Source organism: Rhodovulum sp. P5 (genome assembly GCF_002079305.1).
In the GTDB taxonomy this organism is placed as follows: domain Bacteria; phylum Pseudomonadota; class Alphaproteobacteria; order Rhodobacterales; family Rhodobacteraceae; genus Rhodovulum.
In genome coordinates this window covers 667,595-692,620 of the sequence record NZ_CP015039.1, presented here as the reverse complement: position 1 = coordinate 692,620, position 25,026 = coordinate 667,595, and the positions used below count along the sequence as shown (strand labels likewise).

Below are 25,026 nucleotides of genomic sequence, written 5' to 3'. Positions count from 1 at the left end.
CTACTCCGGGGCGTGCACGGTCAGCACATCTGGCCCCGCGCTTTTGCGCCGACATTCCGGGCACAGCCGGTTATGCGCGCCCTCGCTGTCGAAGACGTGCCCGCAGCACAGGCAGGGGCGTTTCCTGACCCGCGCGGCCCTCTCTCTCGCGCGCTGGATGTTCTCCATCCGCGCGGCGGCGAGGGCATGGGTGCTATACTGCCCGCCGACGCGCTTGCCGCCGTCGAACACGACATAGCACCCGCCAACCAGTTCGATGCGCAGCTTGCTCATGACTGGAACCCCCAGACGCAGAAGACCAGCCCCGCAACAAACACCGCCAGCGCCACCCCCCCGATCACATCGCCGACCCAGCCGTCCTGCATCCGGTCCGCCCAGGCGACGAAACCGGATACAACTTTCCGCCAGAAACCGGCACGCGCGCTATCATGGGGCGCGCGACTCACCTGACGGAAGGACGGCGTCATGATGCAGACGAAGCTCGAAAACCGGACCCCTGACAGCATGGAGCCGCCGCTCCGGCTGTTTTGGCGCAGCGAACTCTTCGACGAGCTGGCCGCGCTGGAAGACCGGGCCTTCCCCGGCATCCCGATGCCGCGCGCCGAGCCCGACATCGAAGAGGAGGAATGGGAGGACGTCATCGAGCTGTTCCTTGAGGACATCCCCGATGACGCCACCGGCATTCCCGGCGACCTGCCGCCTGTGCCGCCTGCACTCGGCGCGAGAGCGCTTCGCTGGCGGATAAGACAGGCACTATTTGCGCTTGGGCCTCTGCCAGAGCCGGGCACAGCGGCCCATCCCCCAGCAGGCATTCTGCCATCTCTCGCAGTTCTTCTTCCGATGCATGCGAAAGCCAGGCTGTCACTTGTTCTGGGCTGCGCAGATCTTCCCATGGTCTGGGTTCGGGCGACCGATCTGACGGCGATGCCGGCGCCGCAGAAACGCCCCGCGCGGCCGGAATAGCATCGGCCAGCGCAAGCGCCACAAGGCGGGCCCGCACTTCGGCCGTGAAGGGCGAGGGCACCCATTTGAGCGCGCCATCGACCACCCGGACCGGGCGCCAGCGGCCATCGAAAAGCACGAAGCCTTCCAAAACCTCCGCGGCGGCGGCGTCCTGCGCCGGCGCTTCGGGCGCAGGTGCTTCGGGCGCCTTGCTCGGCCTGCGAAAGAACACGGACGCGCTGGAGGTGCCCGTGTCGGCGTCTTTGTTGACCCTGATGCTGTCAACCATGCCTTCAACGAAGGCGGGCGGCGCGGAAATGGTCAGGAGCGCCCCACCGCCCAGTTCAAGACGCACATCCGCTGGCACCTCGGCCGCACGCTCTCGCGCGAAAGCCCGCGCCGCCTCGTTATCGTAAAATCCGGAATATCCAGTCATCACGCCACCTTCGATGTCTTGGGGGAACGGGGGGCCGGCCGCGGGATCGAGGCCGGCCATTCAAGATCGTCAGGCCAAAGCGCCGACAGGCGCTCCAGCATGTGTTCGGCGGTGCGCGTCCGCAGGTCGCCCCCTTTTTCCAGGCGGTCGAGCAGGTCACCCTTGCCCGACAGCCGGCGGGAAACGCCCCAATGCGTGATGCCTTCATGTTCGGCCAGACGCGCGCTCAGCGTCAGAATGTTTTCGATTTGCCTGCTCATAGCCGGATAATGGCCTTGTCTGGCCATTATAGTCAAGCCTTAACTGGCTATGGTTTGCCCCACTTCCAGAGTTGGCCTTATTGGGCTACGGTGAGCCTGTGAAAGATATTCTGGATGCCATAGACGCCGCCCTTGCGCGGAAGAACTTGTCTGCTGCCGCGGCTTCAAAAATGGCGGCCGGAAATCCGTCACTCATCAAGAACCTACGAAACAGAAAACCCGACCGGGAACGCCGTCACATCCTTGAGAACCTTGTGGACTTGGCGGACGTCCTCGATCTCGAATTCTACTTCGGCCCTCCGCGCGATCTGATCCCAGCCGAGGCAGCACCCGCAGACCCGGCCGGCCTCCCGGACTATGCGCTCGTTCCATTGCACGACGCATGCGTTGCAGCCGGTGCAGGGTCGGAAAACGGGGGCGAACCCGTCTCTTGCCATATCGCCTTTCAGCGCACCTTCCTGCGCGATCTCGGCGTAACGCCGACGGCCGCGCGGCTTGCCCGTGTCGCGGGCGACAGCATGCAGCCCACGTTGCAGCCCGGCGACATGGTTCTGATTGACACCAGTCGCACGGAAATCCGAAACCGGGGCCGTGGCGAAATACGCCGCCAGCCGCATATCTACGCGTTCCTTGAGGAGGGCGAGGCTCGGGTAAAGCGGATCGACCGGATCGATCGAGATTTGTACGCTGTCCTGTCGGACAACGCAGCGCACGCGCCGGAATACAAGACCGGCGCCTGTTTGCAGGAGATGCACATCATTGGCCAGGTCGCCTGGTTCGGCCGCGCGCTCAGATAGGGAGGCCCCTCATGCCGTACAGACCCCTTGTTCTCGCACTCGCCACCGCAATGGCCACGCCTCCGGTTCTGGCCGCGCCACCCGAATTGCAGGCCGAGCTCGCCGCGGTTCAGGCGCGCGTCGCGGCTTCCGAAATGTTTCTCTGCCGCATCGAGGGTGACGATTATTTATTCCCTTACGTCTTCGCCCGGCATGAGGATGGCACCCTCGGCAACATTGCGCCCTGGGAAGGGGAAACCGGCTGGTTCGGCAAGGGCGTTGCACAACTGACGGGCGGCGACTCGATGTTGGTCATTTCCGAGCGTCAGTACGTGGAAATCCGTCGCGGGCGTCTGCACACCGGCACCTGCGAAAAGGTGACCGACCAGGTGCTGGACCTGCTCGAAGTCCTATACCACACAGAGCCATGGACGACACGCGAGCTGACCGGCCAGGAGTGATCGGCGCCTCGATCTGCCCGAAATCGTTTGCATGTTCGTGCTAGTCTCAGACGGGCTGCGCGCTACGCTTTGTCTATATGTTTCAATGCTTTGCATGGAACATGCAACCCGCCAAGCCACCATGCAAACGCATTTGCATGTTCCGCGGGTTTCACGGCCCCTTCAAGAGCCCCTGAAATGGGCTGAAAGCCCTTGTTTCATTGACGTTGCGGCCCGCCTGCGCACATCTGCGCCCGCGTCGCCCTTAGGCCCCGGACTGCCCCGTTTCGCCTGTCACTGCGGACAACGCACCCGCCCCCGTCCAGCCCGGCCGCAACCCGTTATGCCCCTGATATCTAAGGCCCATCCGGCTTAGTCCGTCATCCCCCGAGGTCTTCCGACATCCTGCAGATATCCGTGTCAAACAACACCAGACAAGGCGCGGTGCGACAAGAGTTGCGATTTCGCGCAGTGGTTCAACGGCCCCAGCGTCGACCCGGCGTTGAAGGAATCCGAGGCGTGGCGGGGGATCCGGGATATCCACACCTCCTTTCACCACGGCGCGGCTGAGGTTCTGACCCTGGCCCTGGGGGGCCGCAGAGAGGATGCCAAGGCGCTGTTGTCGGGAGAATTCACCGACCGGGCCGACCGGATGCTCAAGGCGCTAAGCCTGTGGAAGCTGGACATGAAGACGACGGCGTCGGGCGCGTCCGACCGGGCCGAAACCTGAACCGCGGGCCGGTGGTGGCCCGCGTCAGGCGCGGGCCCTTGACGGCATGGTGTCAGGCGGGCTCTTGCGGGCGCATGTCGGCGGGGTCGATCCCGGCCACCACGACGGGTTTCTTCATCGCGTCGCGGCGGAACGGATCCCCCAGTTCCTGATTGATCATCGCCTCGATCAGGGTGGTCTGCCCCTCGGTCTGATCGTTCAGCGCCTTTTTCAGCGCCGCGGTCAGCCCCTCCATCGTGAAGGCCTGGATGCCGTGCAGCCCGCAGGCCTGTGCGATGCCGGCATAGCTGACATTCTCGCCCAGTTCCGTTCCGACGAAGTTGTCGTCGTACCAGAGTGTGGAGTTCCGCTTCTCCGCCCCCCACTGGTAGTTTCGGAAGACGACCATCGTGATCGCGGGCCATTCCGGGCGCCCGATGGCCGTCAGTTCCGTCACCGCGATCCCGAACGCGCCGTCACCCGCAAAGCCCACGACCGGCGTGTCGGGGCAGGCGATCTTGGCGCCGACGATGGCGGGCAGGCCATAGCCGCAGGGGCCGAAGAGACCCGGGGCAAGGTATTTCCGCCCGTCCTCGAAACTGGGATAGGCGTTGCCGATGGCGCAGTTGTTGCCGATGTCGGAGGAGATGATCGCCTCTGGCGGCAGGGCGGACTGGATCGCGCGCCACGCCATGCGGGGGCTCATCCAGTCGGGCTTGGCCGCACGGGCGCGTTCGTTCCATGTTGTGCCGGGGTCGTCCTCTTCATGGTCCATGCTGGACAGCTGCTGTGCCCAGGCTGATTTTGTCTGGGCGATGGTCGCGCGGCGTTCTTCCCGTCCGGCGTCGCCAGCACTGTCGGACAGTTGCGCCAGCAACGCCCCGGCCACCTGCTTGGCATCGCCCACGATCCCCACGGTGACAGGCTTGGTCAGGCCGATCCGGTCGGGGTTGATGTCGACCTGAATGATCCTGGCCTCCCGCGGCCAGTAATCCATGCCATAGCCCGGCAGGGTGGAGAACGGGTTCAACCGGGTGCCAAGCGCCAGCACCACGTCCGCCTGCGCGATCAGTTCCATCGCGGCCTTGGATCCGTTATAGCCCAGCGGCCCCGCGAACAGCGGATGCGACCCCGGGAAGGCGTCGTTGTGCTGGTAGCCACAGCACACGGGGGCGTCCAGCCGTTCGGCCAGCGCCTTCGACGCCTCGATGGCGCCGCCGATCACCACGCCCGCGCCGTTCAGGATCACCGGGAAGCGCGCCTCGCTCAGCAGTTTCGCGGCCTCTGCAATCGCCTCGGCGCCGCCCGCGGGGCGTTCGAATTCCACGATGGCGGGCAGGTCGATATCGATCACCTGCGTCCAGAAATCCCGCGGCATGTTGATCTGGGCAGGGGCCGAGGCGCGCTTGGCCTTCAGGATCACCCGGTTCAGCACCTCGGCCACGCGGGACGGGTCGCGCAGCTCTTCCTGATAGGCGACCATGTCCTCGAACAGTTTCATCTGCTCGACTTCCTGAAACCCGCCTTGTCCCATGGTCTTGTTGGCCGCCTGCGGCGTGACCAGCAACAGCGGCGTGTGGTTCCAATAGGCGGTCTTCACGGCGGTGACGAAATTGGTGATGCCGGGGCCGTTCTGGGCGATCATCATGCTGACCTTGCCCGAGGCGCGGGTATAGCCGTCCGCCATCATCCCGCCCGAACCTTCATGCCCGCAGTCCCAGAACCGGATGCCGGCCTTGGGGAACAGGTCCGAGATCGGCATGAAGGCCGACCCGATGATGCCGAAAGCGTCGGAAATGCCGTGGCGTTGCAGCACCTTCACGAAGGCTTCTTCGGTGGTCATCTTCATCGGTCGTCCTCCCGGTCACTGAACCTGCGCTGGTGCGCTTTGGGTCCTTGTTACCGGACCCGGCGGCATGCGCTAGGGGAAATCGCCCAAGGCGCCCCTCTCAGGACTGGCCCTTCCACGGCACCAGCAGGGTCTCTGCCCGGCGCATCAGGATATCGATGCCGTAGCCGATGATCCCGATCAGCACGATCCCGAGGATCACGATATCCGTCAGCTGGAATTTCGAGGCTGCAATGATCATCATGCCCGCGCCCTTTTGCGCGGCGACCAGTTCGGCGGCGACCACCGTGCCCCAGCACACCCCCATTGCCACGCGGGCGCCGGTGAAGATCTCGGGCAGCGAATTGGGCACGATCACATGGCGCATGATCTGCCATTTCGAGGCGCCCAGAGAATAGGCCGCGTGGATCTTGGTGATGTTCACGCCCGAGACGCCCGCGCGCGCCGCAATTGTCATGATCCAGAGCGCGGCGAGGAAGAGCAGCACGATCTTGCCCGTCTCCCAGATGCCGAACCAGATGATGACAAGCGGGATCAGCGCCAGCGGCGGCACCGGCCGCATGAATTCCACGATCGGGTCGAACCAGCCGCGGAACCAACTGCTCAGCCCCATCGCATAGCCCAGCGGAATGCCGACCAGCGCCCCCAGCAGGAAGCCAAGGAGAACGCGGAAGAGCGACCAGCCCAGATGTTCCCAGAGCGTGAAATTCTGGTAGCCCTCATTCGCGATCTCGACAAAGCGCGCGGCCACGGCCTCGGGCGAGGGGAGCCAGATGGGCTCCATCTGCATGCCCTTCTTGGGCGTGAAGTTGAGCGAGCCCTTGGGCGTCATCGTCACCTTGCCGTCGGCAACCTTGACCGTCTTGCCGGGTGCGATGGGCTGTCCGTCGACCTCGATGACAGCATAGCCATCGTCGCTGCCGCCCTCGTCATTGCGGATCGCCCGGATCAGCTCGCTGCGCCATTCGGGCATCACGTCGCTGTCGTTCTTGGCAAAGCCGTCGCCTGGCTCGATTTCGGGGGCGTCCTGTTTTTCGCCCAGCTTGTGGACGAGAACGCGCACCGTGGCGGTGTCCGTCTCACCGGCCGCGTTCTGCGCGGTATAGGTGAACTCGGTCAGTCCCGAGAAGGGGCCGGGGACGTGGACCGGTATCAGCTTCGATCCGGTGAAGGCCCCCCAGATCAGGAAGATCGCGAGAATCGAGATGAGGGACGCCGCGCGGTCGGGGCGCACGGCGCTTTCGTCGCCGAAGGTCACGGTCTTGAGGCTGACGAAGTCATGGCGCTTGGCCATGCCGCGGCGGATCGTACGGACAAGCAGCCAGGCGAGCACGAAGACGAGGATGTAGAAGGCAAGGACGCTCATGCGTGGCTCTCCACCCGGCCCATGATCTCTTCCTCCATCTCCCAGATCATTGACAGGATCTCGTCGCGGGTCTCGGCGAAGCCCTCGGATTTCTTGACCTCACGCAGATCGGCATTCACGCCGCGCTCGGCAAAGGGCAGGTCATATTCGCGGTAGATGCGGCCCGGGCGCGGGGCCATGACGACCAGCCGTTCGCCCAAGAGCAGCGCCTCTTCCACCGAATGGGTGATCAGGATGATGGTCTTGCCGGTCTCCTTCCAGAGCTGGAGTACCAGACCTTGCATCTTTTCGCGCGTCAGCGCGTCGAGCGCCCCCAAGGGTTCGTCCATCAGGATGACGTCGGGATCGTTGGCCAGGCACCGGGCCAGCGCCACGCGCTGCTGCATCCCGCCCGAGAGTTCGTAGACCGCCTTTTCCTTGAAATCGCGCAGGCCCACCGTGTCGAGCAGATGATCGGCGATCTTGTCGCGCTCGGCCTTGGGCATGCCCTTCATGCGGGGGCCGAAATCGACATTCTCGCGGACGTTCATCCATTCGAAGAGCGCGCCTTTCTGAAACACCATGCCGCGTTCGGCATTGGGCCCGGTGACCCGGTGGCCGTTCATCTCGATGGAGCCTTCGGTCGGGGCGAGAAAGCCGGCCACGATATTCAGAAGCGTGGTCTTGCCGCAGCCCGAGGGCCCGAGGACGGACATCAACTCGCCTTGCTTCAGCGACAGAGAGACATCCTTCAGGGCCTGGATCGAGGTGCCGTTCGGCAGATCGAAACGCATCGACAGGTTACTGATGACGAGATCGGACAAGGGCGCCCCCGCTGCGGCCTGTGGGTGGGGCGGCCCGTGGGCCACCCCGGCTGACATCACATGCCCATTGCCGCTTCCAGCGGGCCGGTATCGACCGCGCTGGCATAGCTGTCGCGCGCGGATTCGATGGAGCCTGCATCGAGGAACACCTGCGCCACGCCGGACATGAAGTCCTGCACGCCGCCGCCCAGCCATTTCGCCGAAAGCTGATCCTCCACCGACGGGAAGACGAAGGTGGAGATGGTCTCGCGCGTGGCCTCAAGGTCCATGCCGGCATCCTTGGCGATCACCGGCAGCATCTCGTCCGTATGCTCACCCGAATTCCACATCGCGTTCATGTCGCCGGTGACCTTCAGGAACTTGGCCAGCAACTCGCCCTCTTCGGCAAAGAAGTCTGCCGGGGCGCTGGTCACGTCGAAGACGAGAATGCCCAGTTCTTCCTTCTCCGCCCCGGTCAGCAGGACGTTGCCATGTTCCTTCATCCGGCGCAGCGCGCCGCCCCAGCCGCAGACCATATCCAGATTGCCCTGGGCAAAGGCCGCGGCGCCGTCGGCGGGGGCCATGTCGACGATTTCCATCGTGGTGATGTCCACCCCGAAATGATCCATCTGGCGCAGGAAGCCGAAATGCGCCGCGGTGCCGATCGGCACGCCGACCTTCTTGCCCTCAAGCTCCCCTGCGCTGTCCTTGTCGATCTCCAGCGCCTCGGCCACGACGCAGTTGTCGTTGTCGGAATAGCTGACGGCAATGTCGGCCACCTGCAAATCCTGCCCGGCGGAGGCCGCGACGACAAAGGGCGGCACGCCCTGGCTGACCGCGATCTGCACATCGCCCGACGCCATGGCCGCCGACATCGCGGTGCCGGTGTCGAAGGACACCCAGTTGATGTCGACGCCCATCTCTTGTTCGTAGATGCCCATCGCCTTGCCGTACTGGAACGGCATCGGCCATTCGAGGAAGTAGGCAACCGTGATCTCGTCGGCGGCCGAGGCCAGGTGTGCCGAACCGATAAGCGCAGCGCCCGTCAGCGCGCCGATAAGTGCCGGTTTCAGTGTCATGGAGGGCTCCTCTGCTGGTCTTTCGCTTGCCGCCGCTTCGGGCGATTGTTCTTGTGTTCGCCGACTATAGCCTGCCCTATCTCGTTGAGAACCGGCTTTGTCGAATTTGTCGGTCGGAGTTCAGACGCGCCCGCAGACAGGGGCAAGGCAGATCGGTGCCCGCGATGCGGCTGCCGGTCCGTCCGCCGGGGCCGCCCGGGATTTGGGCAGGGTTGCCAGTTATTTCGGCGTCTTGTGCGGCAGGCGCCTTGTAGGGGTCAGGAGGGTACCATGAACACCACATTCACGCAGAACGACCTGTCAGAGGTGATCGAGGCGGACCGGGCGCATCTTTGGCACCACCTGATCCAGCACAAACCGTTCGAGACCGCGGATCCGAAGATCATCGTCGAGGGCAAGGGCATCCATGTCTGGGATGCCGCGGGGCGCAAGCATCTGGATGCGGTCTCTGGCGGGGTGTGGACGGTCAATGTCGGTTACGGGCGGGAGCGTATCGCCAACGCCGTGCGCGACCAGCTCGTGCAACTGCCCTACTTCGCGAATTCCGCGGGCTCGGTGCCCGGCGCGCGGTTCGCCCAGATGCTGATCGACAAGATGCCGGGCATGGCGCGGGTCTATTTCACCAATTCCGGGTCCGAGGCGAACGAGAAGGTGTTCAAGATGGTCCGCCAGATCGCGCACAAGCGGTATGGCGGCAAGAAGCACAAAATCCTCTATCGCGAACGCGACTATCACGGGTCAACCATCGGCACGATGTCGGCGGGTGGTCAGCAGGAGCGCAACGCCCAATACGGCCCCTTTACCCCGGGCTTCGTCGCGGTGCCCCATTGCCTGGAATATCGCAGCCAGTGGGGCGAGGTGTCGGACTATGGCGAACGCGCCGCCAATGCCATCGAAGAGGTCATCCTGCGCGAAGGGCCCGACACGGTCGGCGCGCTATGCCTGGAACCGGTCACGGCGGGCGGAGGCGTCATCACCCCGCCCGAAGGCTACTGGGAGCGGGTGCAGGAAATCTGCCGGAGATACGAGATCCTGCTGCATGTGGATGAGGTCGTCTGCGGGGTGGGGCGCACCGGCAAATGGTTCGGCTATCAGCATTACGGCGTGCAGCCCGATTTCGTGACGATGGCCAAGGGCGTGGCCTCGGGCTATGCCGCCATCGCTTGCGCGGTCACGACCGAAGCGGTGTTCGAGATGTTCAAGTCCGACGCGTCAGACCCCTTGGATCATTTCCGGGATATCTCCACCTTCGGGGGCTGCACGGCGGGCCCCGCCGCGGCGATCGAGAATATGGGCATAATCGAGGAAGAGGGGCTGCTGGCCAACACCGTCGCGATGGGCGACCGGCTGATGGACAACCTGCGCGCGCTTCAGGACAAGCATGCCGTGATCGGCGATGTCCGCGGCAAGGGGCTGTTCTGCGGGGCGGAACTGGTGGCCGACCGGGAAACGAAGGACCCGGCGGCGGAGGCGCAGGTGCAGGCCGTCGTGGCCGACTGCATGGCGCAGGGCGTTATCATCGGGGCCACCAACCGCGCGGTGCCGGGGTTCAACAACACCCTGTGCCTGAGCCCTGCGCTGATCGCGACGCCTGACCATATCGATCAGATCACCGGGGCCATCGATGCGGCCCTTGGCCGGGTCTTTGGCTAGAGCGTGTTGCAGAAAAGTGGGAGCCGGTTTTCTGCGTCGCGAACACGCGAAATCAAAAGGCTAGGGCGCTTCGCGTGACTGCGAACGAACGCGAAGCGCTTTGACGGCGGGGTCAGACCGCAAGATAGGCGTCGCGGATCGCCGGGGTCGCCTCAAGCTCTGCAAAGCTGCCCTCGAACCGCTTCTGCCCACCCTCAAGGATGATCGCGCGGTCCGAGACGGCCCGGGCGAAATGCAGGTTCTGTTCCGACAGCAGCACGGTCAGCCCTTCGGATTTCAGCGTCCGAATGGTTCTGGCCATCTGCTCGACGATCACGGGCGCGATGCCTTCCGACGGTTCGTCCAGCAACAAGAGTGCGGGGTTGCCCATCAGCGTGCGGGCAATCGTCAGCATCTGCTGTTCCCCGCCCGACAGATGCCGGCCGCGATTGCCGCGTCTTTCCGCAAGGTTCGGAAACAGCACGAACAGCTTGTCCGTCGTCCATTCCGGTGCATCGGCGCGGGGCGGCTGGCGCCCGACCTCAAGGTTTTCAAGAACCGTCAGGTCCGAGAAGATGCGCCGGTCTTCGGGCACGTAGCCAAGACCGAGCGTCGCCACACGAAAGGCAGGGCGCCCCACCAGATTGTCGCCCTGATACGTCACGGTGCCCCGGCGCGGCGGCACAAGCTGCATCACCGATTTCAGCGTGGTCGACTTGCCCGCCCCGTTGCGGCCCAAGAGCGCCACGACCTCGCCGCGCGGCACATCGAAGCTCAGATCGCTCAGGATATGGGCCTTGCCGTAATAGCTGTGGATATGCGCGACGCTAAGCATCGGCCCCTCCCACGGGGCGGCCGCCGCCCAGATAAACCTCTTGCACGCGGGCATCGTTGCGCACGGTGTCGGCGTCGCCCTCTGCGATCAGGTCGCCGCGGCTGAGAACCATGATGCTGTGGGCATGGGCAAAGACCACGTCCATGTCATGCTCGGTGAACAGGACCGACAGGCCCCGGTCGCGCACGATATCGGCGACCAGTTGCATCAGGTCGATCCGCGCAGCCGGGGCCATGCCGGCGGTCGGTTCGTCCATCAACAACAGCCGCGGGCGGTGGCACAGCGCGATGGCCAGATCCAGCCGTTTCAGATCGCCATAGGCCAGCACCGAACAGGGCCGGTCGGCCTGATCGGCCATCGACACGGTTTCAAGCAGGCCGAACGCCTCGTCCCGGTAAAGCGTCCGCGCCCGGGGGCGCAGCGCAAAGAGGCGCCGGTGATGGCTGATCAGCGCCATCTGCACATTCTCGATCACCGTCATCGATGGATAGGCCGCGGTGATCTGGAAAGTGCGCCCCACACCCAGCCGCCAGATGGCGCGCGGCGGCCGGCCGGTGATGCGCTGCCCGTCAAGCCAGACCTCGCCCCCGCTGGGTTTCACCTGCCCGGTCAGCATGTTGAAACAGGTCGACTTGCCCGCGCCGTTGGGGCCGATCAACGCCTTCAACTCCCCCGGCCGGACCGAGAAGCCGATGCCGTTGACGGCCACGAAGCCATCGTAGCTTTTGCGCAGGTTCTCGACGCGCATGATGTCGGTCACCTCAGCCATCCTCCCGCCCTGCGCCGCGCAGCCGGAGCGTCGCCTGCCGAAGCGTTCCGACAATGCCTTGCGGTGCCGCGATCACTACCGCGATGATCAGAAGACCCAGCGCCAGCCGCCAGTACTCGAACCGGGTCAGCCAATCCTCTGCCGTTGTCAGGAAGGCCGCGCCGACCACGCCCCCGGCCAGCGTTTTCACCCCGCCGAGGAAGACGGCGATCAGCGCGTCGAAACTGGCCGCGATTTCCAGCTCGCTTGGAAAGACCGAGCCCTTGGAGAAAACGAAGATCCCCCCGGCCAGCCCGGCCATGGCCCCGGCAAGGGCGAAGGCCGCGAACTGCACGCGCTTGACGTCGATCCCCGTGGCCTCTGCCTGCCGGGGGCTGTCGCGGCCCGCGCGCAGGGCATAGCCGAAGGGGGCGTGGATGACATGGCGCAGGAACAGGATACCGCCGGTCCCGAGGATCAGGGTGAAATAGTAGAACGGCACCGTGCCCGACAACCACGCCGCGGGCCAGATGTCGATCAGCCCGTCATCGCCGCGGGTCAGCCCGCGCCACTGAACCGCCATCGACCACACGAACTGGCTGAAGGCCAGTGTCAGCATCGCGAAATAGACCCCGGTCAGGCGGATGCAGAACCAGCCGATGCCCAGCGCCAGCAGCCCCGCAGCTAGGGGCGCGAAGAGAAAGGCGATTTCCATCGGGGCGTTCAGGTGATGCACCAAAAGCGCCGCGGCATAGGCACCGCCCCCGAAAAACGCCGCATGGCCAAAGCTGATCAGCCCCCCGGTGCCCAGCAGGAAATGCAGGGATGCCGCGAAAAGCGCAAAGACCACGATGTCGATCGTCAGCACCAGCGCGAAGGACCCGGCGAAGAGCGGAAGTGCCGCAAGGGCCAGAACCAGCACGGCGACCAGTACCCGGCCCGTCGGACCATAGGGTCGGATCGGGGCCTCAGGCTCCCCGACCTGGCCGTGCTCTCCCATCGCCTCTGCCCGTCCCAAAATGCCATAGGGCCGTGCGATCAGCACCGCCGCCATGACCGCGAACATCAGCACCAGCGTCGATTGCGGCAGGTAGGTCACGCCGAAGACGTTCAGGACCGAGATCAGCACCGCGGCAAGGAACGCCCCCGGCAGGCTGCCCATGCCGCCGATCACCACGACGATGAAGACCGGCCCGATGATGTTGAAATCCATCAGCAGATCGGCGCCGCCCATGGGCAGTTGCAGCGCGCCGCCCCAGCCCGCAAGGGCGGAGCCCAGCGCGAAGACCCCGGTGAACAGCCACGCCTGATTGACGCCCAGCGCGCCGACCATCTCCCTGTCTTGGGTGGCGGCACGCACGAGGACGCCGAACCGGGTACGGCGGATCAGATACCACAGGGCAAACAGGATCACCGGGGTGATGGCGATCAGGACAAGGTCGTATTTCGGTACGGGTTCGCCGAAGATCCGCACCACGCCTTTCAGCCCCGGCGCGCGGGGGCCAAGGCGATCCTCCGCCCCCCAGATCATCAGGGCGAGGTCCTGTATCACGAGGATGACGCCGAAGGTGGCGACAAGCTGGAACAGTTCGGGCGCGCGGTAGATCGGGCGCAGCACGATCATCTCGACCAGGGCGCCGATCAGCCCAACGGCCAGCCCGGTCAACAGGATCGCCCCCCAGAAGCCGACCGCCCCCGGCAGCACCTGCATCAGCGATACGCCGATGAACGCGCCCAGCATGTAGAACGAGCCATGGGCGAAATTCACGATCCGCGTGACGCCGAAGATCAGCGACAGGCCCGAGGCGACCAGAAACAGCGCCGCGGCATTGGCAAGCCCCGTCAGGACCTGTGCAAGAAGAAAGGCCATGGGTCAGACCCCGCGTCGCCGCCTGTCCTGAATGACAAGAAGGGGCCCGGCCGGATCGGGCCGGGCCGGTTGGCTCAGTCGGCCGGGCGCATGGCCCGGATCTCGTCATCGGAGGGCATGTAGGGGGTCGGGTCGGCATAGGCCCAGTCCACCATCACGCCCTTGCCGTCCTGCACCGCCAGGGTGCCGATGAACGCGCCCATGGTCGACTGGTTGTCGATCGCGCGATAGCTGATCGGCCCGTCGGGCGTGTCCTCGACCACCAGACCTTCGAAGGCGGCGCGGATCGCGTCGCTGTCGGTCGAACCGGCGCGTGCGATGGCCGCCGCGGCGGATTTCGCGGTCATGTATCCCACCAGGCTGCCGTTCTTGGGCGTTTCCCCGGTCGCGGCGGTATAGGCATCGACGAAGGCCTTGCCCGGCGTGCCATCGGCGAAGGCGTACCACGGATAACCGGTGACGACCCAGCCCTCCGGCGCTTCGTCGCCCAGCGGCTCCAGGTATTCCGGCTCCCCGGTCAGCAGGCCATAGACATCGCGCCCGTCGAACAGCCCGCGGTCGGTGCCCTGGCGCACGAGTTTCGCAAGATCCGTGCCGAAGGTGACGTTGTAGATCGCGTCGGGCTTGGCGCGTTCCAGGGCCTGCACCTCGGCGCCCGCGTCGATCTTGAACAGCGCGGGCCATTGCTCGGCCACGAACTCGACCTCGGGTTTCAGTGCCTTGAGGTTCGCCTTGAAGGCCGCGACCGCATCCTTGCCGTAGGCATAGTTGGGCGCGATGGTGGCGAACCGTACGGCATCGGTCTGGGCCGCCTTTTCGGCCAGCATCGCCGCCTGCACCCAGGTCGAGGTGCGCAGCCGGAAGGTGTAGGGATTGCCCGACTGCCAGACCAGCGTGTCGGCCAGCGGTTCAGCGGCCAGGTAGACATAGCCCTTTTCGCCGGCGAAGGAGGAAATCGCGAGCCCCACATGGGACAGGATCGAACCGGTCAGCATGACCGTCCCTTCGCGGGCCATCAGTTCATCGGCGATCTTCACGGCCTCGGCCGGGTCGCCCTGATCGTCGCGGAAGATGAACTCCAGCGGTTTGCCCAAGACGCCACCGGCGCCGTTGATTTCCGCCACCGCCAGTTCGATGCCTTTCCGGTAGGGGTCGGCAAAGGCTGCGAGGCGCTTGTAATGGTTGATGTCGCCGATCTTGATCGTGTCCTGCGCCAGCGCGGCTGCGGGCATAAGCGCCATCGCGGCGCCCGCGGCAAGCAAGGTTCGTCTGATCAGGTTCATGTCGTTATCTCCTGTGGGGCGGTCCATCGCGGTTGTCCGGGGGCCGATGCAATGCGGCGGCTGTTCGGGGGAACGCCGAACGTGCCTTGGTCCGTCCTTTGTGTTCAGGTCTAGCGAGTGCCGGGGTCTTCTATCAGGCCGCGGGCAGGGAGGGCCAGCCCCCGCGGCTAGGCCCTGCGCGTACCCTCCTGCGACGAAATGGATTGGCGGGCCGCCGCAATATCGGGACGCAGGGGCAGGGGAGACACGCAGTCCGCCGGCCAATTCTTGCGACAGGACGCCCAAGAACTGGGCAACCGGTGGCTTTGACAGCATCGAAAGCGCCGCCCCATGCGATGTCGCGGGGCTGTCAAAAATTTACCGATTGATAAAATTTGTGCCTGTGGCAGTCTTCCCGGAAACACACGTCAACAGGGAGGGCCCCGAATGGCCAATACGCGCACAACGCCGGGGGTCGTGGCCGGGCGTCTTTCGGCCGAGGATTATCGCGACAACTTTGCCGACAAGGCGCCGCCGCTGGAGGCCCATGCGGCCCGGGTTGCCGCCGCACGGTGCTATTTCTGTCACGAGGCGCCCTGCATCACGGCCTGCCCGACCGATATCGACATCCCCCTGTTCATCCGGCAGATCGCGACCGGAACCCCCGCCGCCGCCGCGCGGACGATCTTCGCCCAGAACATCCTTGGCGGTATGTGCGCCCGGGTCTGCCCGACCGAACAGTTGTGCGAGGCCGCCTGCGTGCGCGAAACGGCCGAAGGCGCCCCGGTGCAGATCGGGCGGCTGCAGCGCTACGCGACCGACACGCTGATGGCGCGGGACGGGCATCCGTTTCCCCGCGCCGCGCCCACGGGCCGCAAGATCGCCGTGGTGGGCGCGGGACCCGCGGGGCTGGCCTGTGCGCACCGGCTGGCGATGAAGGGGCATGAGGTGGAGGTGTTCGATGCCCGCCCCAAGGCCGGGGGGCTGAACGAATACGGTATTGCCGCCTACAAGACGGTGGATGATTTCGCGCAGGCAGAGGTCGCATGGCTGGCCGGGATCGGCGGAATGACCTTCAGCCACGGCAGGACGCTGGGCCGGGACCTGACGCTTGCGGCCTTGCGCAAGGACTTCGACGCCGTATTCCTTGCCATCGGGCTGGGCGGGGTGAACGCGCTGCGCGCCGAGGGCGAGGAAAAGGCCCATGTCCATGACGCGGTCGATTTCATCGCCGGATTGCGGCAGGCCGACGACCTGTCCAAGATCCCTGTCGGGCGCGATGTGGTGGTCATCGGCGGCGGCATGACGGCCGTGGATGCGGCGGTGCAGTCAAAGCTGTTGGGTGCGGAACATGTGACCATGGTCTATCGCCGCGGGAGAGAGGCGATGTCGGCCTCCGACAAGGAACAGGATTATGCCGCGTCAAAGGGCGTGCGGATCATCACCGGCGCGGCGCCCGTGCGTATCCTGGGCGATCCGCTGGAGGCGGTGGAGTTCGCCTATACCCACGCGACGCCGGAGGGGCTGGAGGTGAGTGATACTACCTTCCGGCTGAAGGCCGATCAGGTGTTCAAGGCCATCGGGCAGAAGCTGGACGGCACGCCGGACGAGATCGAGCTTTCGGGCCGCAAGATCGCCGTCACCGGGCCGGGACGGACCAGCCTGTCCGGGGTCTGGGCCGGGGGCGACTGTGCCGCCGGGGGCGACGATCTGACGGTCACCGCCGTGGCCGAGGGGCGCGACGCCGCCGAGGATATCCATGCAACGCTGATGGCCGGGGAGGGCTGAACCGATGGCGGATCTGAGCTGCGATTTCGTGGGCATCAAATCGCCCAACCCGTTCTGGCTGGCCTCTGCGCCGCCGACCGACAAGGAATACAATGTCCGCCGCGCGTTCGAGGCAGGCTGGGGCGGTGTCGTATGGAAGACACTGGGCGAGGACGGCCCGCCCATCGTCAACGTCAACGGCCCCCGTTACGGCGCGATCTGGGGGGCGGATCGGCAACTCCTTGGCCTCAACAACATCGAACTGATCACCGACCGCCCATTGGAGGTGAACCTGCAAGAGATCACGACGGTCAAGCGCGACTATCCCGACCGGGCGCTTGTCGTCTCCCTCATGGTGCCGTGCGAGGAGGAGGCGTGGCGGCGCATCCTGAAACGGGTGGAGGAGACCGGTGCCGACGGGGTTGAACTGAACTTCGGCTGCCCCCACGGGATGAGCGAACGGGGCATGGGCTCTGCCGTGGGGCAGGTGCCCGACTACGTCGAGATGGTCACCCGCTGGTGCAAGGCGCATACGCGCATGCCGGTGATCGTGAAGCTGACGCCGAACGTGGCCGATATCCGGCCCCCCGCCCGTGCCGCGTTCAAGGGGGGCGCCGATGCGGTCAGCCTGATCAACACGATCAATTCCATCACCTCGGTCGATCTGGACGCGATGTCGCCGGAACCGATGATCGACGGGCAGGGGACCCATGGCGGCTATTGCGGCCCGGCGGTGAAACCCATTGCCCTGAACATGGTTGCAGAGATCGCGCGGGACCCCGAAACCCCCGGCCTGCCGATTTCCGGCATCGGCGGCGTGACGACATGGAAGGATGCCGCGGAGTTCATGGCGCTGGGGGCGGGCAATGTGCAGGTCTGCACCGCGGTCATGACCTATGGCTTCCACATCGTGCAGGAGATGATCTCCGGCCTGTCGGAGTGGATGGACAGCAAGGGCCACGGGAGCCTGTCGGATTTCGTCGGCGCCGCGGTGCCCAAGGTGACCGACTGGCAGCGCCTGAACCTCAACTACATCACCAAGGCGCAGATCGATCAGGAGACCTGCATCAAATGCGGTCGCTGCTATGCCGCCTGCGAGGATACCAGCCACCAGGCCATCATGATGGGCCCCGACCGCCGTTTCGACGTGGACGATGCGGAATGCGTGGCCTGCAACCTGTGCGTCAATGTCTGCCCGGTCGAAGGCTGCATCACCATGCGCCGCCTGGCGCCCGGAGAGGTCGACCCCCGCACCGGCCAGACGGTGCCGGCCGAATATGGCAACTGGTCCACCCATCCCAACAATACGGGGGCGAGTTGTGCGTCGGAGGGGTGAGACCCCGCGCCGGACATGATCCGGGGCCTCTTAACGGTCGAACGCGGAGGCCCCGAAGCTGGCCCGGGCAACCAGCACGGGCCGCGCCCGACCGTACCCCGGGGAGGGCGCATTGGAGATGCCCACCACATGCCGCAAGTCGTTCGTGCTTTTGAGATAAACCGATCGGCACAAGCGTTCCTATGCGCACTCCCAGGGTCGGGCGCGGCCCTACTTACCTTGATCCATCGTTGCGCACGAGGAACGGTATTCTATCCCGCCGATGGTATTTCTGGTCTTTCGCCAACCTGCTGCTGATCCTGTCCATCTGACCCCGGTGTCAGCAAACGGGTGAAGAGCGTCGTCAGATACCGCTCTGCCCCTGCGAACGGATCGCCGTGACCGTCGCCCAGCACGGCGCGTACCTGCACGTCGAAATCTGCATAGTGCTGGGTCAGCGCCCAGATCGAAAAGATCAGGTGATGCGGATCGACCGGAGCAATTCGGCCCTCCGCCGCCCAGTGCGCGATCAGCGCCGCCTTTTCGTCGACCAGGGCCTTCAACTCGCCCTCCAGCGCCGGCCCGATCCGGGGGGCGCCTTGCAGGATCTCGTTGGCAAACAGGCGGCTTTCCCGGGGGAAGTCCCGGCTCATCGCCAACTTGCGGCGGACATAGGCGAGGATTTCCCCTTGCGGGTCGCCCTGTGCGTTCAGCGCGCGCAACGGGTCCAGCCACGTGTCCATCAGCCCCGACAGCAGCGCGACATGGATCGCATCCTTCGATGGGAAGTAATACAGCAGGTTTGGCTTGGACAGCCCCGCCGCCCGGGCGATCTGGTCCAGCGTCGCACCGCGGAATCCGTATTGCGAAAACACCTCCAGCGCGGCGTTCAGGATCGTCTGGGTATTGCGGCGCTGGATTCGGGTCAGAGGGCGCTTTTCGGTCATCGCGGGGCGGATCCGGGCTTTGGGCGGGGCAGGGCCCGCGGCAGTTGCGTAAGAATTCATCATTCGGTCGCGCGTGCGGCGGTTGGGGTGCGGTGTTTCCGGCCGCCTTGCCGCGCGGGGGGACGACATCGTTGACGCCTTTCTCGCCTCTGCTAGCGTGTTCCTGACCTTTTGGTCAAACTTTTGTGTCGGCTCCAGGCAAAGCGGTAGCGTCGGGATGGGCAATCTCAAGGGCAGGTTCGAAAAGCGTCCCGCGCGCGGACGACGTCGAACGCCATGCGCCATGAGGATTGACGCATTCCGCGGCAGGCCGTCTACTTTTGCAACGGCACGCAACTGACAAGCAAGACCAACAGGGAGAACGCCATGTCCGCCCCCGGAGAAAACCTGAAGATCAACGGCGAACGGCTGTGGGACAGCCTGATGGAAATGGCGAAGATCGGCCCGGGCATCGCGGGCGGCAACAACCGCCAGACCCTGACCGACGCCGATGCCGAGGGCCGCGCGCTGTTCCAGAAATGGTGTGAGGATGCGGGCTGCACCATGGGCGTGGACGAAATGGGCACCATGTTCGCCCGGCGCGAAGGCACCGACCCCGACGCATTGCCGGTCTATGTCGGCAGCCATCTGGATACCCAGCCGACGGGCGGGAAATATGATGGCGTCCTGGGTGTGCTGGGCGGGCTGGAGGTCATTCGCAGCCTCAACGACCTTGGCATCAAGACGAAACACCCCATCGTCGTCACCAACTGGACGAATGAGGAAGGCACGCGCTTTGCCCCGGCCATGCTGGCATCGGGCGTGTTTGCGGGGCGGCATGACCTCGACTGGGCCTATGACCGGGTGGACGCCCAGGGCAAGACATTTGGCGACGAGCTGGAGCGCATCGGCTGGAAGGGCGACGAAAAGGTCGGCGCCCGCAAGATGCACGCGTTCTTCGAGTTGCACATCGAACAGGGCCCGATCCTTGAGGCCGAGGGCAAGGAAATCGGCGTCGTCACCCACGGGCAGGGCTTGCGCTGGATCCAGTGCACGGTGACCGGCAAGGAAAGCCATACCGGCTCCACGCCGATGCACATGCGCAAGAATGCCGGCCGCGGATTGGCGCTGATCACCGAACTGGTGCATGAGATCGCGATGAAGAACCAGCCGAACGCCGTGGGCGCCATCGGCCATATCGACGTCTACCCCAATTCGCGCAACATCATCCCCGGCAAGGTCGTCTTCACCATCGATATGCGCACCCATATCCTCGACAAGCTGAACGGCATGGTCGACGAGTTGATGGAGAAGGCGCCGAAGCTGTGCGAGGACATCGGCGTGAGCTTCGAGGCCGAGATCGTCGGCCAGTTCGACCCGCCCGCCTTTGACGAGGGCTGCGTGAAAGCCATCCGCGATGCGGCCGAACGGCTGGGCTATTCCCACATGGATATCGTCTCGGGCGCGGGCCACGATGCCTGCTGGATCAACGACGTGGCGCCCACCGCGATGGTGATGTGCCCCTGCGTCGACGGGCTGAGCCATAACGAGGCCGAGGAGATCAGCCCCGACTGGGCCGCCGCCGGGGCGAATGTGCTGTTCCACGCGGTGGTGGAGACGGCGGGGATCGTGGAGTGAGTTGAGACGCCGGGGGGCCAGCCCCCCGGACCCCCCGGGGTATTTCCACCAAGAAGAAGATGGGGGCCCGGTTCGGGTCCTACAGGGAGACCGACCATGACCACAGTCATCAAGAACGGCACCATCGTCACCGCCGATCTGACCTACAAGGCCGATGTGCTGATCGACGGCGGCAAGATCGTCGAGATCGGCGAGAACCTTACGGGCGATGAAACGCTCGACGCCACCGGATGTTACGTCATGCCGGGTGGGATCGACCCGCATACGCATCTGGAAATGCCCTTCATGGGCACCTATTCGAGCGATGATTTCGAATCCGGCACGCGCGCGGCACTGTCGGGGGGCACCACGATGGTCGTCGATTTCGCGCTGCCGAGCCCCGGGCAGGGGCTGCTGGACGCGCTGCAGATGTGGGACAACAAGTCGACCCGCGCCCATTGCGACTATTCCTTCCACATGGCGATCACGTGGTGGGACGAGCAGGTCTTCAACGAGATGGAGACCGTCGTTCGCGACAGGGGCATCACCACCTTTAAGCATTTCATGGCCTACAAGGGTGCGCTGATGGTGAATGACGACGAGATGTACGCGTCATTCAAGCGCTGCGCCGAACTGGGCGCCATCCCGCTGGTCCATGCCGAAAACGGCGATGTGGTGGCAGAGCTTCAGCGCAAGCTGCTGGAAGAGGGCAATAACGGCCCCGAGGCGCATGCCTATTCCCGCCCGCCCGAGGTCGAGGGCGAGGCCACCAACCGCGCGATCATGATAGCCGATATGGCCGGCGTGCCGCTCTATGTGGTCCATACCTCCTGCGAAGAGGCGCATGAGGCGATCCGGCGGGCGCGGATGCTGGGAAAGCGCGTCTGGGGCGAGCCGCTGATCCAGCACCTGACGCTGGATGACAGCGAATACGCCAACCCCGACTGGGACCATGCCGCGCGTCGCGTGATGTCGCCGCCCTTCCGCAACAAGAAACATCAGGACAGTCTGTGGGCCGGGTTGCAGTCTGGATCATTGTCGGTCGTGGCCACCGATCACTGCGCCTTTACGACGGACCAGAAACGCTATGGCGTTGGCGATTTTACCAAGATTCCGAACGGCACGGGGGGCCTTGAGGATCGCATCCCGATGCTGTGGACCTATGGGGTGGGCACCGGGCGGCTGACGCCCAATGAATTCGTCGCCGTCACCTCCACCAACATCGCCAAGATCCTGAACTGCTATCCGAAAAAGGGTGCCGTGCTGGTGGGGGCCGATGCCGATCTCGTCGTCCTCGATCCCGAGAAGGAAAAGACCATCAGCGCCAAGACCCAGCAATCGGCCATCGACTACAACGTGTTCGAGGGCAAGCAGGTGAAGGGTTTGCCGCGATACGTTCTGACCCGCGGGCGCGTGGCCGTGATGGATGGAGAGGTGAAACCGCAGGAAGGCCATGGCGAATTCGTCAAGCGCGACCCCAACGGCGCGGTCAACAAGGCGTTGTCGAGCTGGAAGGAACTGACCGCGCCGCGCAAGGTGGAACGCTCCGGCATTCCGGCGAGCGGCGTGTGAGGCCCGGGCGCAAGTGAGCGGTTCGGTCATCACGGCAGAACACCTCGACCTGGTGTTCCAGACCAATGACGGCCCGGTGCAGGCCCTCAGCGATGTCTCGCTGGAGGTGCACCGGGGCGATTTCGTCAGCTTCATCGGCCCCTCGGGCTGCGGCAAGACGACGTTCCTGCGCTGCGTGGCGGCGCTGGAACATCCCACGGGGGGGCGGCTGACCGTCAACGGGATGACGCCCGACAACGCCCGGCAGGAACGCAGCTATGGCTATGTGTTCCAGGCGGCGGGGCTTTTGCCGTGGCGGACCATCGCGGGCAATATCCGGCTGCCGCTGGAGATCATGGGCTATGCGAAATCCGACCAGAAGAAGCGCGTGGAACAGGTTTTGGCGCTGGTCGATCTGGCGGGGTTCGGGCGGAAATATCCGTGGCAGTTGTCGGGCGGCATGCAGCAGCGGGCCAGCATCGCCCGGGCGCTGGCCTTCGACGCCGATATCCTGCTGATGGACGAACCCTTCGGCGCGCTGGACGAGATCGTGCGCGACCACCTGAACGAGCAGTTGCTGGCGCTTTGGGCGCGGACCCACAAGACCTGCCTGTTCGTCACCCACTCGATCCCCGAGGCGGTGTATCTGTCGACCAAGATCGTGGTGATGAGCCCGCGCCCGGGCCGCATCACCGATGTCATCGACAACCCGCTGCCGCGGGAGCGGCCGCTGGATATCCGCGACACACCGGAATTTCTGCAAATCGCCCATCGCGTGCGCGAGGGGCTGAGGGCGGGGCAAGCCTATGACGGATGAAACGAACGACGCGCAACCGGCGGCAGGCCAGCCTGGGGTGAAAACGCGGATCGGCCGGGCGGCCGCGGCCCTTCCCGGCGCGGCGGAGGGGCGGGCGACCACCGCCCTTGAGGCGCTGCGCCAAAGGCGCCCGGTGATGATCGGCCTTGTCGCGTTCTGGGCTGTGCTGGAACTGGTGTATTTCCTCGACCTTGGGCTCCTGGACTATGTGCCCTTCCTGCGCTGGCTGGCCTTCCTTGGGGTGGTGGCGCCGGTGTTGCTGGGCATTCACCTGCTTGCCCGGCGGCTTGGCGCGCGCAAGTCACGGCGGACGAGGCGTAATGCGTAGTCTTCTTCCCGTCCTGGCGGTCGTCATGGCCATCGTCACGCTGTGGTACGGGGCGGCGGTGATGATGAACAGCCGCTGGACGCTGGATCAGGCCGCAAGGGCGGAGCGGACGCTGTCACTGACGGAGATCGTCACCGATACCATGACGCAGGACCGGCCCAAAATGCCCGCCCCGCATCAGGTGGCGACAGAGCTTTGGAAGACCACCGGCGAGAAGGTTCTGCAGGGGCGGGCCTTTTCCAAGCGCAGCCTGATCTATCACGCCTGGATCACGCTGTCGGCCACGCTTCTGGGCTTTGCCATCGGCACCGGGTTGGGGGTGCTGCTGGCCATCGGTATCGTCCATAACCGCGCGATGGATATGAGCGTGATGCCCTGGGCCATCGCGTCCCAGACGATCCCGATCCTTGCCATCGCGCCGATGATCATCGTGGTGCTGAATTCCGTGGGCGTGACCGGGCTGGTGCCCAAGGCGATCATCTCGGCCTATCTGTCGTTCTTCCCGGTGGTCGTGGGCATGGTAAAAGGTTTGCGCAGCCCCGACGCGATGCAACTGGATCTGCTCAGCACCTATTCGGCCAGCCGGGCGCAGGCATTCTGGAAATTGCGCCTGCCGTCCTCGATGCCGTATCTTTTCACCTCGCTGAAGGTGGGCATGGCGGCCAGCCTTGTCGGTGCCATCGTGGGGGAGTTGCCGACGGGCGCGGTGCGTGGGCTGGGCGCGCGGCTCTTGGCTGGCAGTTATTACGGGCAGACCGTGCAGATATGGAGCGCGCTGTTCGCCGCCGCGATTTTGGCCGCACTTCTGGTGGGGGTGATCGGGCTGGTCCAGCGGGTCACCCTGCGCGCGATGGGGATGAACCGATGATCTGGTTCGCGAGCGCGCTTGCCTTTTGGGCCGGGGCCTGGGCGCTGAATGTCCGGCTGTCGCGGTCGCGCTGGGCGCGGACATGGGCGGTGCGCATCGCGGTGCCCGCGCTGTTCGGCATCACGCTTCTGGTGGTTTGGGAGGGGCTGGTCCGCGGGTTGGCGGTGCCGGGCGTGATCCTGCCGCCGCCCTCTGCCATCGGGGCGCGCTTTGCGGGAAGCCTGCCGATCCTGTGGGGCGACTTCGTTCAGACCTTCGTCAAGGGGGCGCTGTCGGGATATGTCATCGGCTGCGGTGCGTCGGTCGCCACGGCGATTGCGATCGACCGCTCTCCTTTCCTTCAGCGGGGGCTGTTGCCCGTGGGCAATTTCATCGCCGCGTTGCCGATCATTGGGACCGCGCCGATCCTTGTGATGTGGTTCGGCTTTGACTGGCAGTCCAAGGCCGCGGTGGTGGTGGCGATGGTGTTCTTCCCGGTGCTGGTCAACACCGTGCAGGGGCTGGCCGCAAGCGAGGCGATGCAGCGCGACCTGATGAAGACCTACTCGGCCAGCTATGTCCAGACGCTGATGAAGCTGCGCCTGCCCGCGGCGATGCCGTTTATCTTCAACGGGCTGAAAATCGCGACGACACTGGCGCTGATCGGGGCCATCGTTGCCGAATTTTTCGGCAGCCCGATAAAGGGCATGGGCTTTCGCATCTCGACCGAGGTCGGGCGGCTGGCGCTTGATATGGTCTGGGCGGAAATCGCGGTGGCGGCGCTGGCCGGCACGGCGTTCTATGGCCTCGTGGCAGGGGCGGAACGGGCCGTGACCTTCTGGCACCCGTCGCAACGGGGCTGAACGACAAAG

At 65.1% G+C, this 25,026-nt stretch carries 25 protein-coding genes; 13 read left to right on the top strand and 12 right to left on the bottom strand.

Annotated features, from left to right (window positions below; genetic code table 11):
- Window positions 1-273, bottom strand: a complete 273-nt coding sequence (locus tag RGUI_RS03405; protein ID WP_081531177.1) for a hypothetical protein — start codon at window positions 271-273, stop codon at window positions 1-3.
- A complete protein-coding gene (locus RGUI_RS03400; RefSeq protein WP_081531178.1) occupies window positions 270-467 on the bottom strand; it encodes a hypothetical protein in 198 nt (65 codons plus the stop codon). Before RGUI_RS03400 ends, RGUI_RS03405 begins: the two co-directional genes overlap by 4 nt.
- Here RGUI_RS03400 and RGUI_RS03395 point away from each other — a divergent pair.
- Window positions 466-963, top strand: coding sequence for a hypothetical protein (locus RGUI_RS03395; protein WP_081531179.1), 498 nt, complete (start codon window positions 466-468; stop codon window positions 961-963). The two genes, RGUI_RS03400 and RGUI_RS03395, sit on opposite strands and share 2 nt — an antisense overlap.
- Before the next feature lie 414 nt (window positions 964-1,377).
- On the opposite strand, the gene RGUI_RS03390 is transcribed toward RGUI_RS03395, so the two are convergent.
- Window positions 1,378-1,638, bottom strand: a complete 261-nt coding sequence (locus RGUI_RS03390; RefSeq protein ID WP_081531757.1) for a hypothetical protein — start codon at window positions 1,636-1,638, stop codon at window positions 1,378-1,380.
- 98 nt (window positions 1,639-1,736) lie between these two features.
- Between RGUI_RS03390 and RGUI_RS03385 the strand changes: the two genes are divergently transcribed.
- The 3 genes from RGUI_RS03385 to RGUI_RS03375 all read left to right on the top strand — a co-directional run bounded on the left by RGUI_RS03385 (window position 1,737) and on the right by RGUI_RS03375 (window position 3,584).
- Window positions 1,737-2,435, top strand: coding sequence for a S24 family peptidase (locus RGUI_RS03385; protein ID WP_156882820.1), 699 nt, complete (start codon window positions 1,737-1,739; stop codon window positions 2,433-2,435).
- Window positions 2,436-2,485: 50 nt separating this feature from the next.
- Window positions 2,486-2,875: a hypothetical protein gene (locus tag RGUI_RS03380; protein WP_081531182.1), complete on the top strand. Its 390-nt coding sequence runs from the start codon at window positions 2,486-2,488 to the stop codon at window positions 2,873-2,875.
- Between the two features lie 481 nt (window positions 2,876-3,356).
- Complete coding sequence (locus RGUI_RS03375) at window positions 3,357-3,584, top strand: hypothetical protein (protein ID WP_081531756.1); 228 nt, start codon at window positions 3,357-3,359, stop codon at window positions 3,582-3,584.
- 52 nt (window positions 3,585-3,636) lie between these two features.
- Here the strand turns inward: RGUI_RS03375 and xsc are convergent, their stop codons facing one another.
- The 4 genes from xsc to RGUI_RS03355 form a co-directional block, all read right to left on the bottom strand.
- Window positions 3,637-5,412, bottom strand: coding sequence for a sulfoacetaldehyde acetyltransferase (xsc, locus tag RGUI_RS03370; protein ID WP_081531755.1), 1,776 nt, complete (start codon window positions 5,410-5,412; stop codon window positions 3,637-3,639).
- A gap of 100 nt (window positions 5,413-5,512) precedes the next feature.
- The gene (locus RGUI_RS03365) at window positions 5,513-6,778 is read right to left on the bottom strand and encodes an ABC transporter permease (protein ID WP_081531754.1); all 1,266 of its coding nucleotides are present in this window, start codon (window positions 6,776-6,778) and stop codon (window positions 5,513-5,515) included.
- The gene (locus tag RGUI_RS03360) at window positions 6,775-7,551 is read right to left on the bottom strand and encodes a taurine ABC transporter ATP-binding protein (protein WP_371587448.1); all 777 of its coding nucleotides are present in this window, start codon (window positions 7,549-7,551) and stop codon (window positions 6,775-6,777) included. Before RGUI_RS03360 ends, RGUI_RS03365 begins: the two co-directional genes overlap by 4 nt.
- Before the next feature lie 86 nt (window positions 7,552-7,637).
- The gene (locus RGUI_RS03355) at window positions 7,638-8,639 is read right to left on the bottom strand and encodes an ABC transporter substrate-binding protein (protein WP_081531753.1); all 1,002 of its coding nucleotides are present in this window, start codon (window positions 8,637-8,639) and stop codon (window positions 7,638-7,640) included.
- Between the two features lie 270 nt (window positions 8,640-8,909).
- On the opposite strand from RGUI_RS03355, the gene RGUI_RS03350 reads away from it, so the two are divergent.
- Complete coding sequence (locus RGUI_RS03350) at window positions 8,910-10,292, top strand: aspartate aminotransferase family protein (protein WP_081531752.1); 1,383 nt, start codon at window positions 8,910-8,912, stop codon at window positions 10,290-10,292.
- Between the two features lie 112 nt (window positions 10,293-10,404).
- On the opposite strand, the gene RGUI_RS03345 is transcribed toward RGUI_RS03350, so the two are convergent.
- From RGUI_RS03345 to RGUI_RS03330, 4 genes are all read right to left on the bottom strand, one after another.
- Window positions 10,405-11,106: an ABC transporter ATP-binding protein gene (locus RGUI_RS03345; RefSeq protein WP_081531751.1), complete on the bottom strand. Its 702-nt coding sequence runs from the start codon at window positions 11,104-11,106 to the stop codon at window positions 10,405-10,407.
- Complete coding sequence (locus tag RGUI_RS03340) at window positions 11,099-11,866, bottom strand: ABC transporter ATP-binding protein (protein ID WP_081535952.1); 768 nt, start codon at window positions 11,864-11,866, stop codon at window positions 11,099-11,101. Before RGUI_RS03340 ends, RGUI_RS03345 begins: the two co-directional genes overlap by 8 nt.
- Window position 11,867: 1 nt before the next feature.
- Window positions 11,868-13,724 carry an ABC transporter permease gene (locus RGUI_RS03335; RefSeq protein ID WP_081531750.1) on the bottom strand — a complete coding sequence of 619 codons (1,857 nt, stop codon included), beginning with the start codon at window positions 13,722-13,724 and terminating at the stop codon, window positions 11,868-11,870.
- Between the two features lie 74 nt (window positions 13,725-13,798).
- The gene (locus RGUI_RS03330) at window positions 13,799-15,007 is read right to left on the bottom strand and encodes an ABC transporter substrate-binding protein (RefSeq protein WP_156882850.1); all 1,209 of its coding nucleotides are present in this window, start codon (window positions 15,005-15,007) and stop codon (window positions 13,799-13,801) included.
- A 426-nt stretch (window positions 15,008-15,433) separates the two neighbouring features.
- On the opposite strand from RGUI_RS03330, the gene RGUI_RS03325 reads away from it, so the two are divergent.
- Together RGUI_RS03325 and preA are read left to right on the top strand one after the other, a co-directional pair.
- Complete coding sequence (locus tag RGUI_RS03325; RefSeq protein ID WP_081531749.1) at window positions 15,434-16,774, top strand: NAD(P)-dependent oxidoreductase; 1,341 nt, start codon at window positions 15,434-15,436, stop codon at window positions 16,772-16,774.
- Window positions 16,775-16,778: 4 nt separating this feature from the next.
- Window positions 16,779-18,089 (top strand): NAD-dependent dihydropyrimidine dehydrogenase subunit PreA, encoded by a 1,311-nt coding sequence (gene preA / locus RGUI_RS03320; protein ID WP_081531748.1) that lies wholly within the window; start codon window positions 16,779-16,781, stop codon window positions 18,087-18,089.
- 251 nt (window positions 18,090-18,340) lie between these two features.
- On the opposite strand, the gene RGUI_RS03315 is transcribed toward preA, so the two are convergent.
- Window positions 18,341-19,015, bottom strand: a complete 675-nt coding sequence (locus RGUI_RS03315) for a TetR family transcriptional regulator C-terminal domain-containing protein (RefSeq protein ID WP_081535950.1) — start codon at window positions 19,013-19,015, stop codon at window positions 18,341-18,343.
- Window positions 19,016-19,381: 366 nt separating this feature from the next.
- Between RGUI_RS03315 and RGUI_RS03310 the strand changes: the two genes are divergently transcribed.
- The 6 genes from RGUI_RS03310 to RGUI_RS03285 all read left to right on the top strand — a co-directional run bounded on the left by RGUI_RS03310 (window position 19,382) and on the right by RGUI_RS03285 (window position 25,017).
- Window positions 19,382-20,632 carry a Zn-dependent hydrolase gene (locus RGUI_RS03310; protein WP_081531747.1) on the top strand — a complete coding sequence of 417 codons (1,251 nt, stop codon included), beginning with the start codon at window positions 19,382-19,384 and terminating at the stop codon, window positions 20,630-20,632.
- Between the two features lie 96 nt (window positions 20,633-20,728).
- On the top strand, window positions 20,729-22,183 hold the full coding sequence (gene hydA / locus RGUI_RS03305) for a dihydropyrimidinase (RefSeq protein ID WP_081531746.1): 1,455 nt from the start codon (window positions 20,729-20,731) through the stop codon (window positions 22,181-22,183).
- Window positions 22,184-22,196: 13 nt separating this feature from the next.
- Window positions 22,197-22,979, top strand: coding sequence for an ABC transporter ATP-binding protein (locus RGUI_RS03300; protein ID WP_081531745.1), 783 nt, complete (start codon window positions 22,197-22,199; stop codon window positions 22,977-22,979).
- Window positions 22,969-23,307 carry a hypothetical protein gene (locus RGUI_RS03295; protein ID WP_081531744.1) on the top strand — a complete coding sequence of 113 codons (339 nt, stop codon included), beginning with the start codon at window positions 22,969-22,971 and terminating at the stop codon, window positions 23,305-23,307. The genes RGUI_RS03300 and RGUI_RS03295 overlap by 11 nt, the downstream gene beginning before the upstream one ends.
- On the top strand, window positions 23,300-24,175 hold the full coding sequence (locus RGUI_RS03290; RefSeq protein ID WP_081531743.1) for an ABC transporter permease: 876 nt from the start codon (window positions 23,300-23,302) through the stop codon (window positions 24,173-24,175). Before RGUI_RS03295 ends, RGUI_RS03290 begins: the two co-directional genes overlap by 8 nt.
- Window positions 24,172-25,017: an ABC transporter permease gene (locus RGUI_RS03285; protein ID WP_081531742.1), complete on the top strand. Its 846-nt coding sequence runs from the start codon at window positions 24,172-24,174 to the stop codon at window positions 25,015-25,017. Before RGUI_RS03290 ends, RGUI_RS03285 begins: the two co-directional genes overlap by 4 nt.
- Window positions 25,018-25,026: the final 9 nt, after the last annotated feature.

What these genes read in the sequence shown, in the direction of transcription:
- RGUI_RS03405 (WP_081531177.1), bottom strand. Translation starts at nt 273, where the DNA reads ATGAGCAAGCTGCGCATCGAACTGGTTGGCGGGTGCTATGTCGTGTTC.
- RGUI_RS03395 (WP_081531179.1), top strand. Translation starts at nt 466, where the DNA reads ATGATGCAGACGAAGCTCGAAAACCGGACCCCTGACAGCATGGAGCCG.
- RGUI_RS03400 (WP_081531178.1), bottom strand. Translation starts at nt 467, where the DNA reads ATGACGCCGTCCTTCCGTCAGGTGAGTCGCGCGCCCCATGATAGCGCG.
- RGUI_RS03390 (WP_081531757.1), bottom strand. Translation starts at nt 1,638, where the DNA reads ATGAGCAGGCAAATCGAAAACATTCTGACGCTGAGCGCGCGTCTGGCC.
- RGUI_RS03380 (WP_081531182.1), top strand. Translation starts at nt 2,486, where the DNA reads ATGGCCACGCCTCCGGTTCTGGCCGCGCCACCCGAATTGCAGGCCGAG.
- xsc (WP_081531755.1), bottom strand. Translation starts at nt 5,412, where the DNA reads ATGAAGATGACCACCGAAGAAGCCTTCGTGAAGGTGCTGCAACGCCAC.
- RGUI_RS03365 (WP_081531754.1), bottom strand. Translation starts at nt 6,778, where the DNA reads ATGAGCGTCCTTGCCTTCTACATCCTCGTCTTCGTGCTCGCCTGGCTG.
- RGUI_RS03360 (WP_371587448.1), bottom strand. Translation starts at nt 7,551, where the DNA reads ATGCGTTTCGATCTGCCGAACGGCACCTCGATCCAGGCCCTGAAGGAT.
- RGUI_RS03355 (WP_081531753.1), bottom strand. Translation starts at nt 8,639, where the DNA reads ATGACACTGAAACCGGCACTTATCGGCGCGCTGACGGGCGCTGCGCTT.
- RGUI_RS03350 (WP_081531752.1), top strand. Translation starts at nt 8,910, where the DNA reads ATGAACACCACATTCACGCAGAACGACCTGTCAGAGGTGATCGAGGCG.
- RGUI_RS03345 (WP_081531751.1), bottom strand. Translation starts at nt 11,106, where the DNA reads ATGCTTAGCGTCGCGCATATCCACAGCTATTACGGCAAGGCCCATATC.
- RGUI_RS03335 (WP_081531750.1), bottom strand. Translation starts at nt 13,724, where the DNA reads ATGGCCTTTCTTCTTGCACAGGTCCTGACGGGGCTTGCCAATGCCGCG.
- RGUI_RS03330 (WP_156882850.1), bottom strand. Translation starts at nt 15,007, where the DNA reads ATGAACCTGATCAGACGAACCTTGCTTGCCGCGGGCGCCGCGATGGCG.
- RGUI_RS03325 (WP_081531749.1), top strand. Translation starts at nt 15,434, where the DNA reads ATGGCCAATACGCGCACAACGCCGGGGGTCGTGGCCGGGCGTCTTTCG.
- preA (WP_081531748.1), top strand. Translation starts at nt 16,779, where the DNA reads ATGGCGGATCTGAGCTGCGATTTCGTGGGCATCAAATCGCCCAACCCG.
- RGUI_RS03315 (WP_081535950.1), bottom strand. Translation starts at nt 19,015, where the DNA reads ATGACCGAAAAGCGCCCTCTGACCCGAATCCAGCGCCGCAATACCCAG.
- RGUI_RS03310 (WP_081531747.1), top strand. Translation starts at nt 19,382, where the DNA reads ATGTCCGCCCCCGGAGAAAACCTGAAGATCAACGGCGAACGGCTGTGG.
- hydA (WP_081531746.1), top strand. Translation starts at nt 20,729, where the DNA reads ATGACCACAGTCATCAAGAACGGCACCATCGTCACCGCCGATCTGACC.
- RGUI_RS03295 (WP_081531744.1), top strand. Translation starts at nt 22,969, where the DNA reads ATGACGGATGAAACGAACGACGCGCAACCGGCGGCAGGCCAGCCTGGG.
- RGUI_RS03290 (WP_081531743.1), top strand. Translation starts at nt 23,300, where the DNA reads ATGCGTAGTCTTCTTCCCGTCCTGGCGGTCGTCATGGCCATCGTCACG.
- RGUI_RS03285 (WP_081531742.1), top strand. Translation starts at nt 24,172, where the DNA reads ATGATCTGGTTCGCGAGCGCGCTTGCCTTTTGGGCCGGGGCCTGGGCG.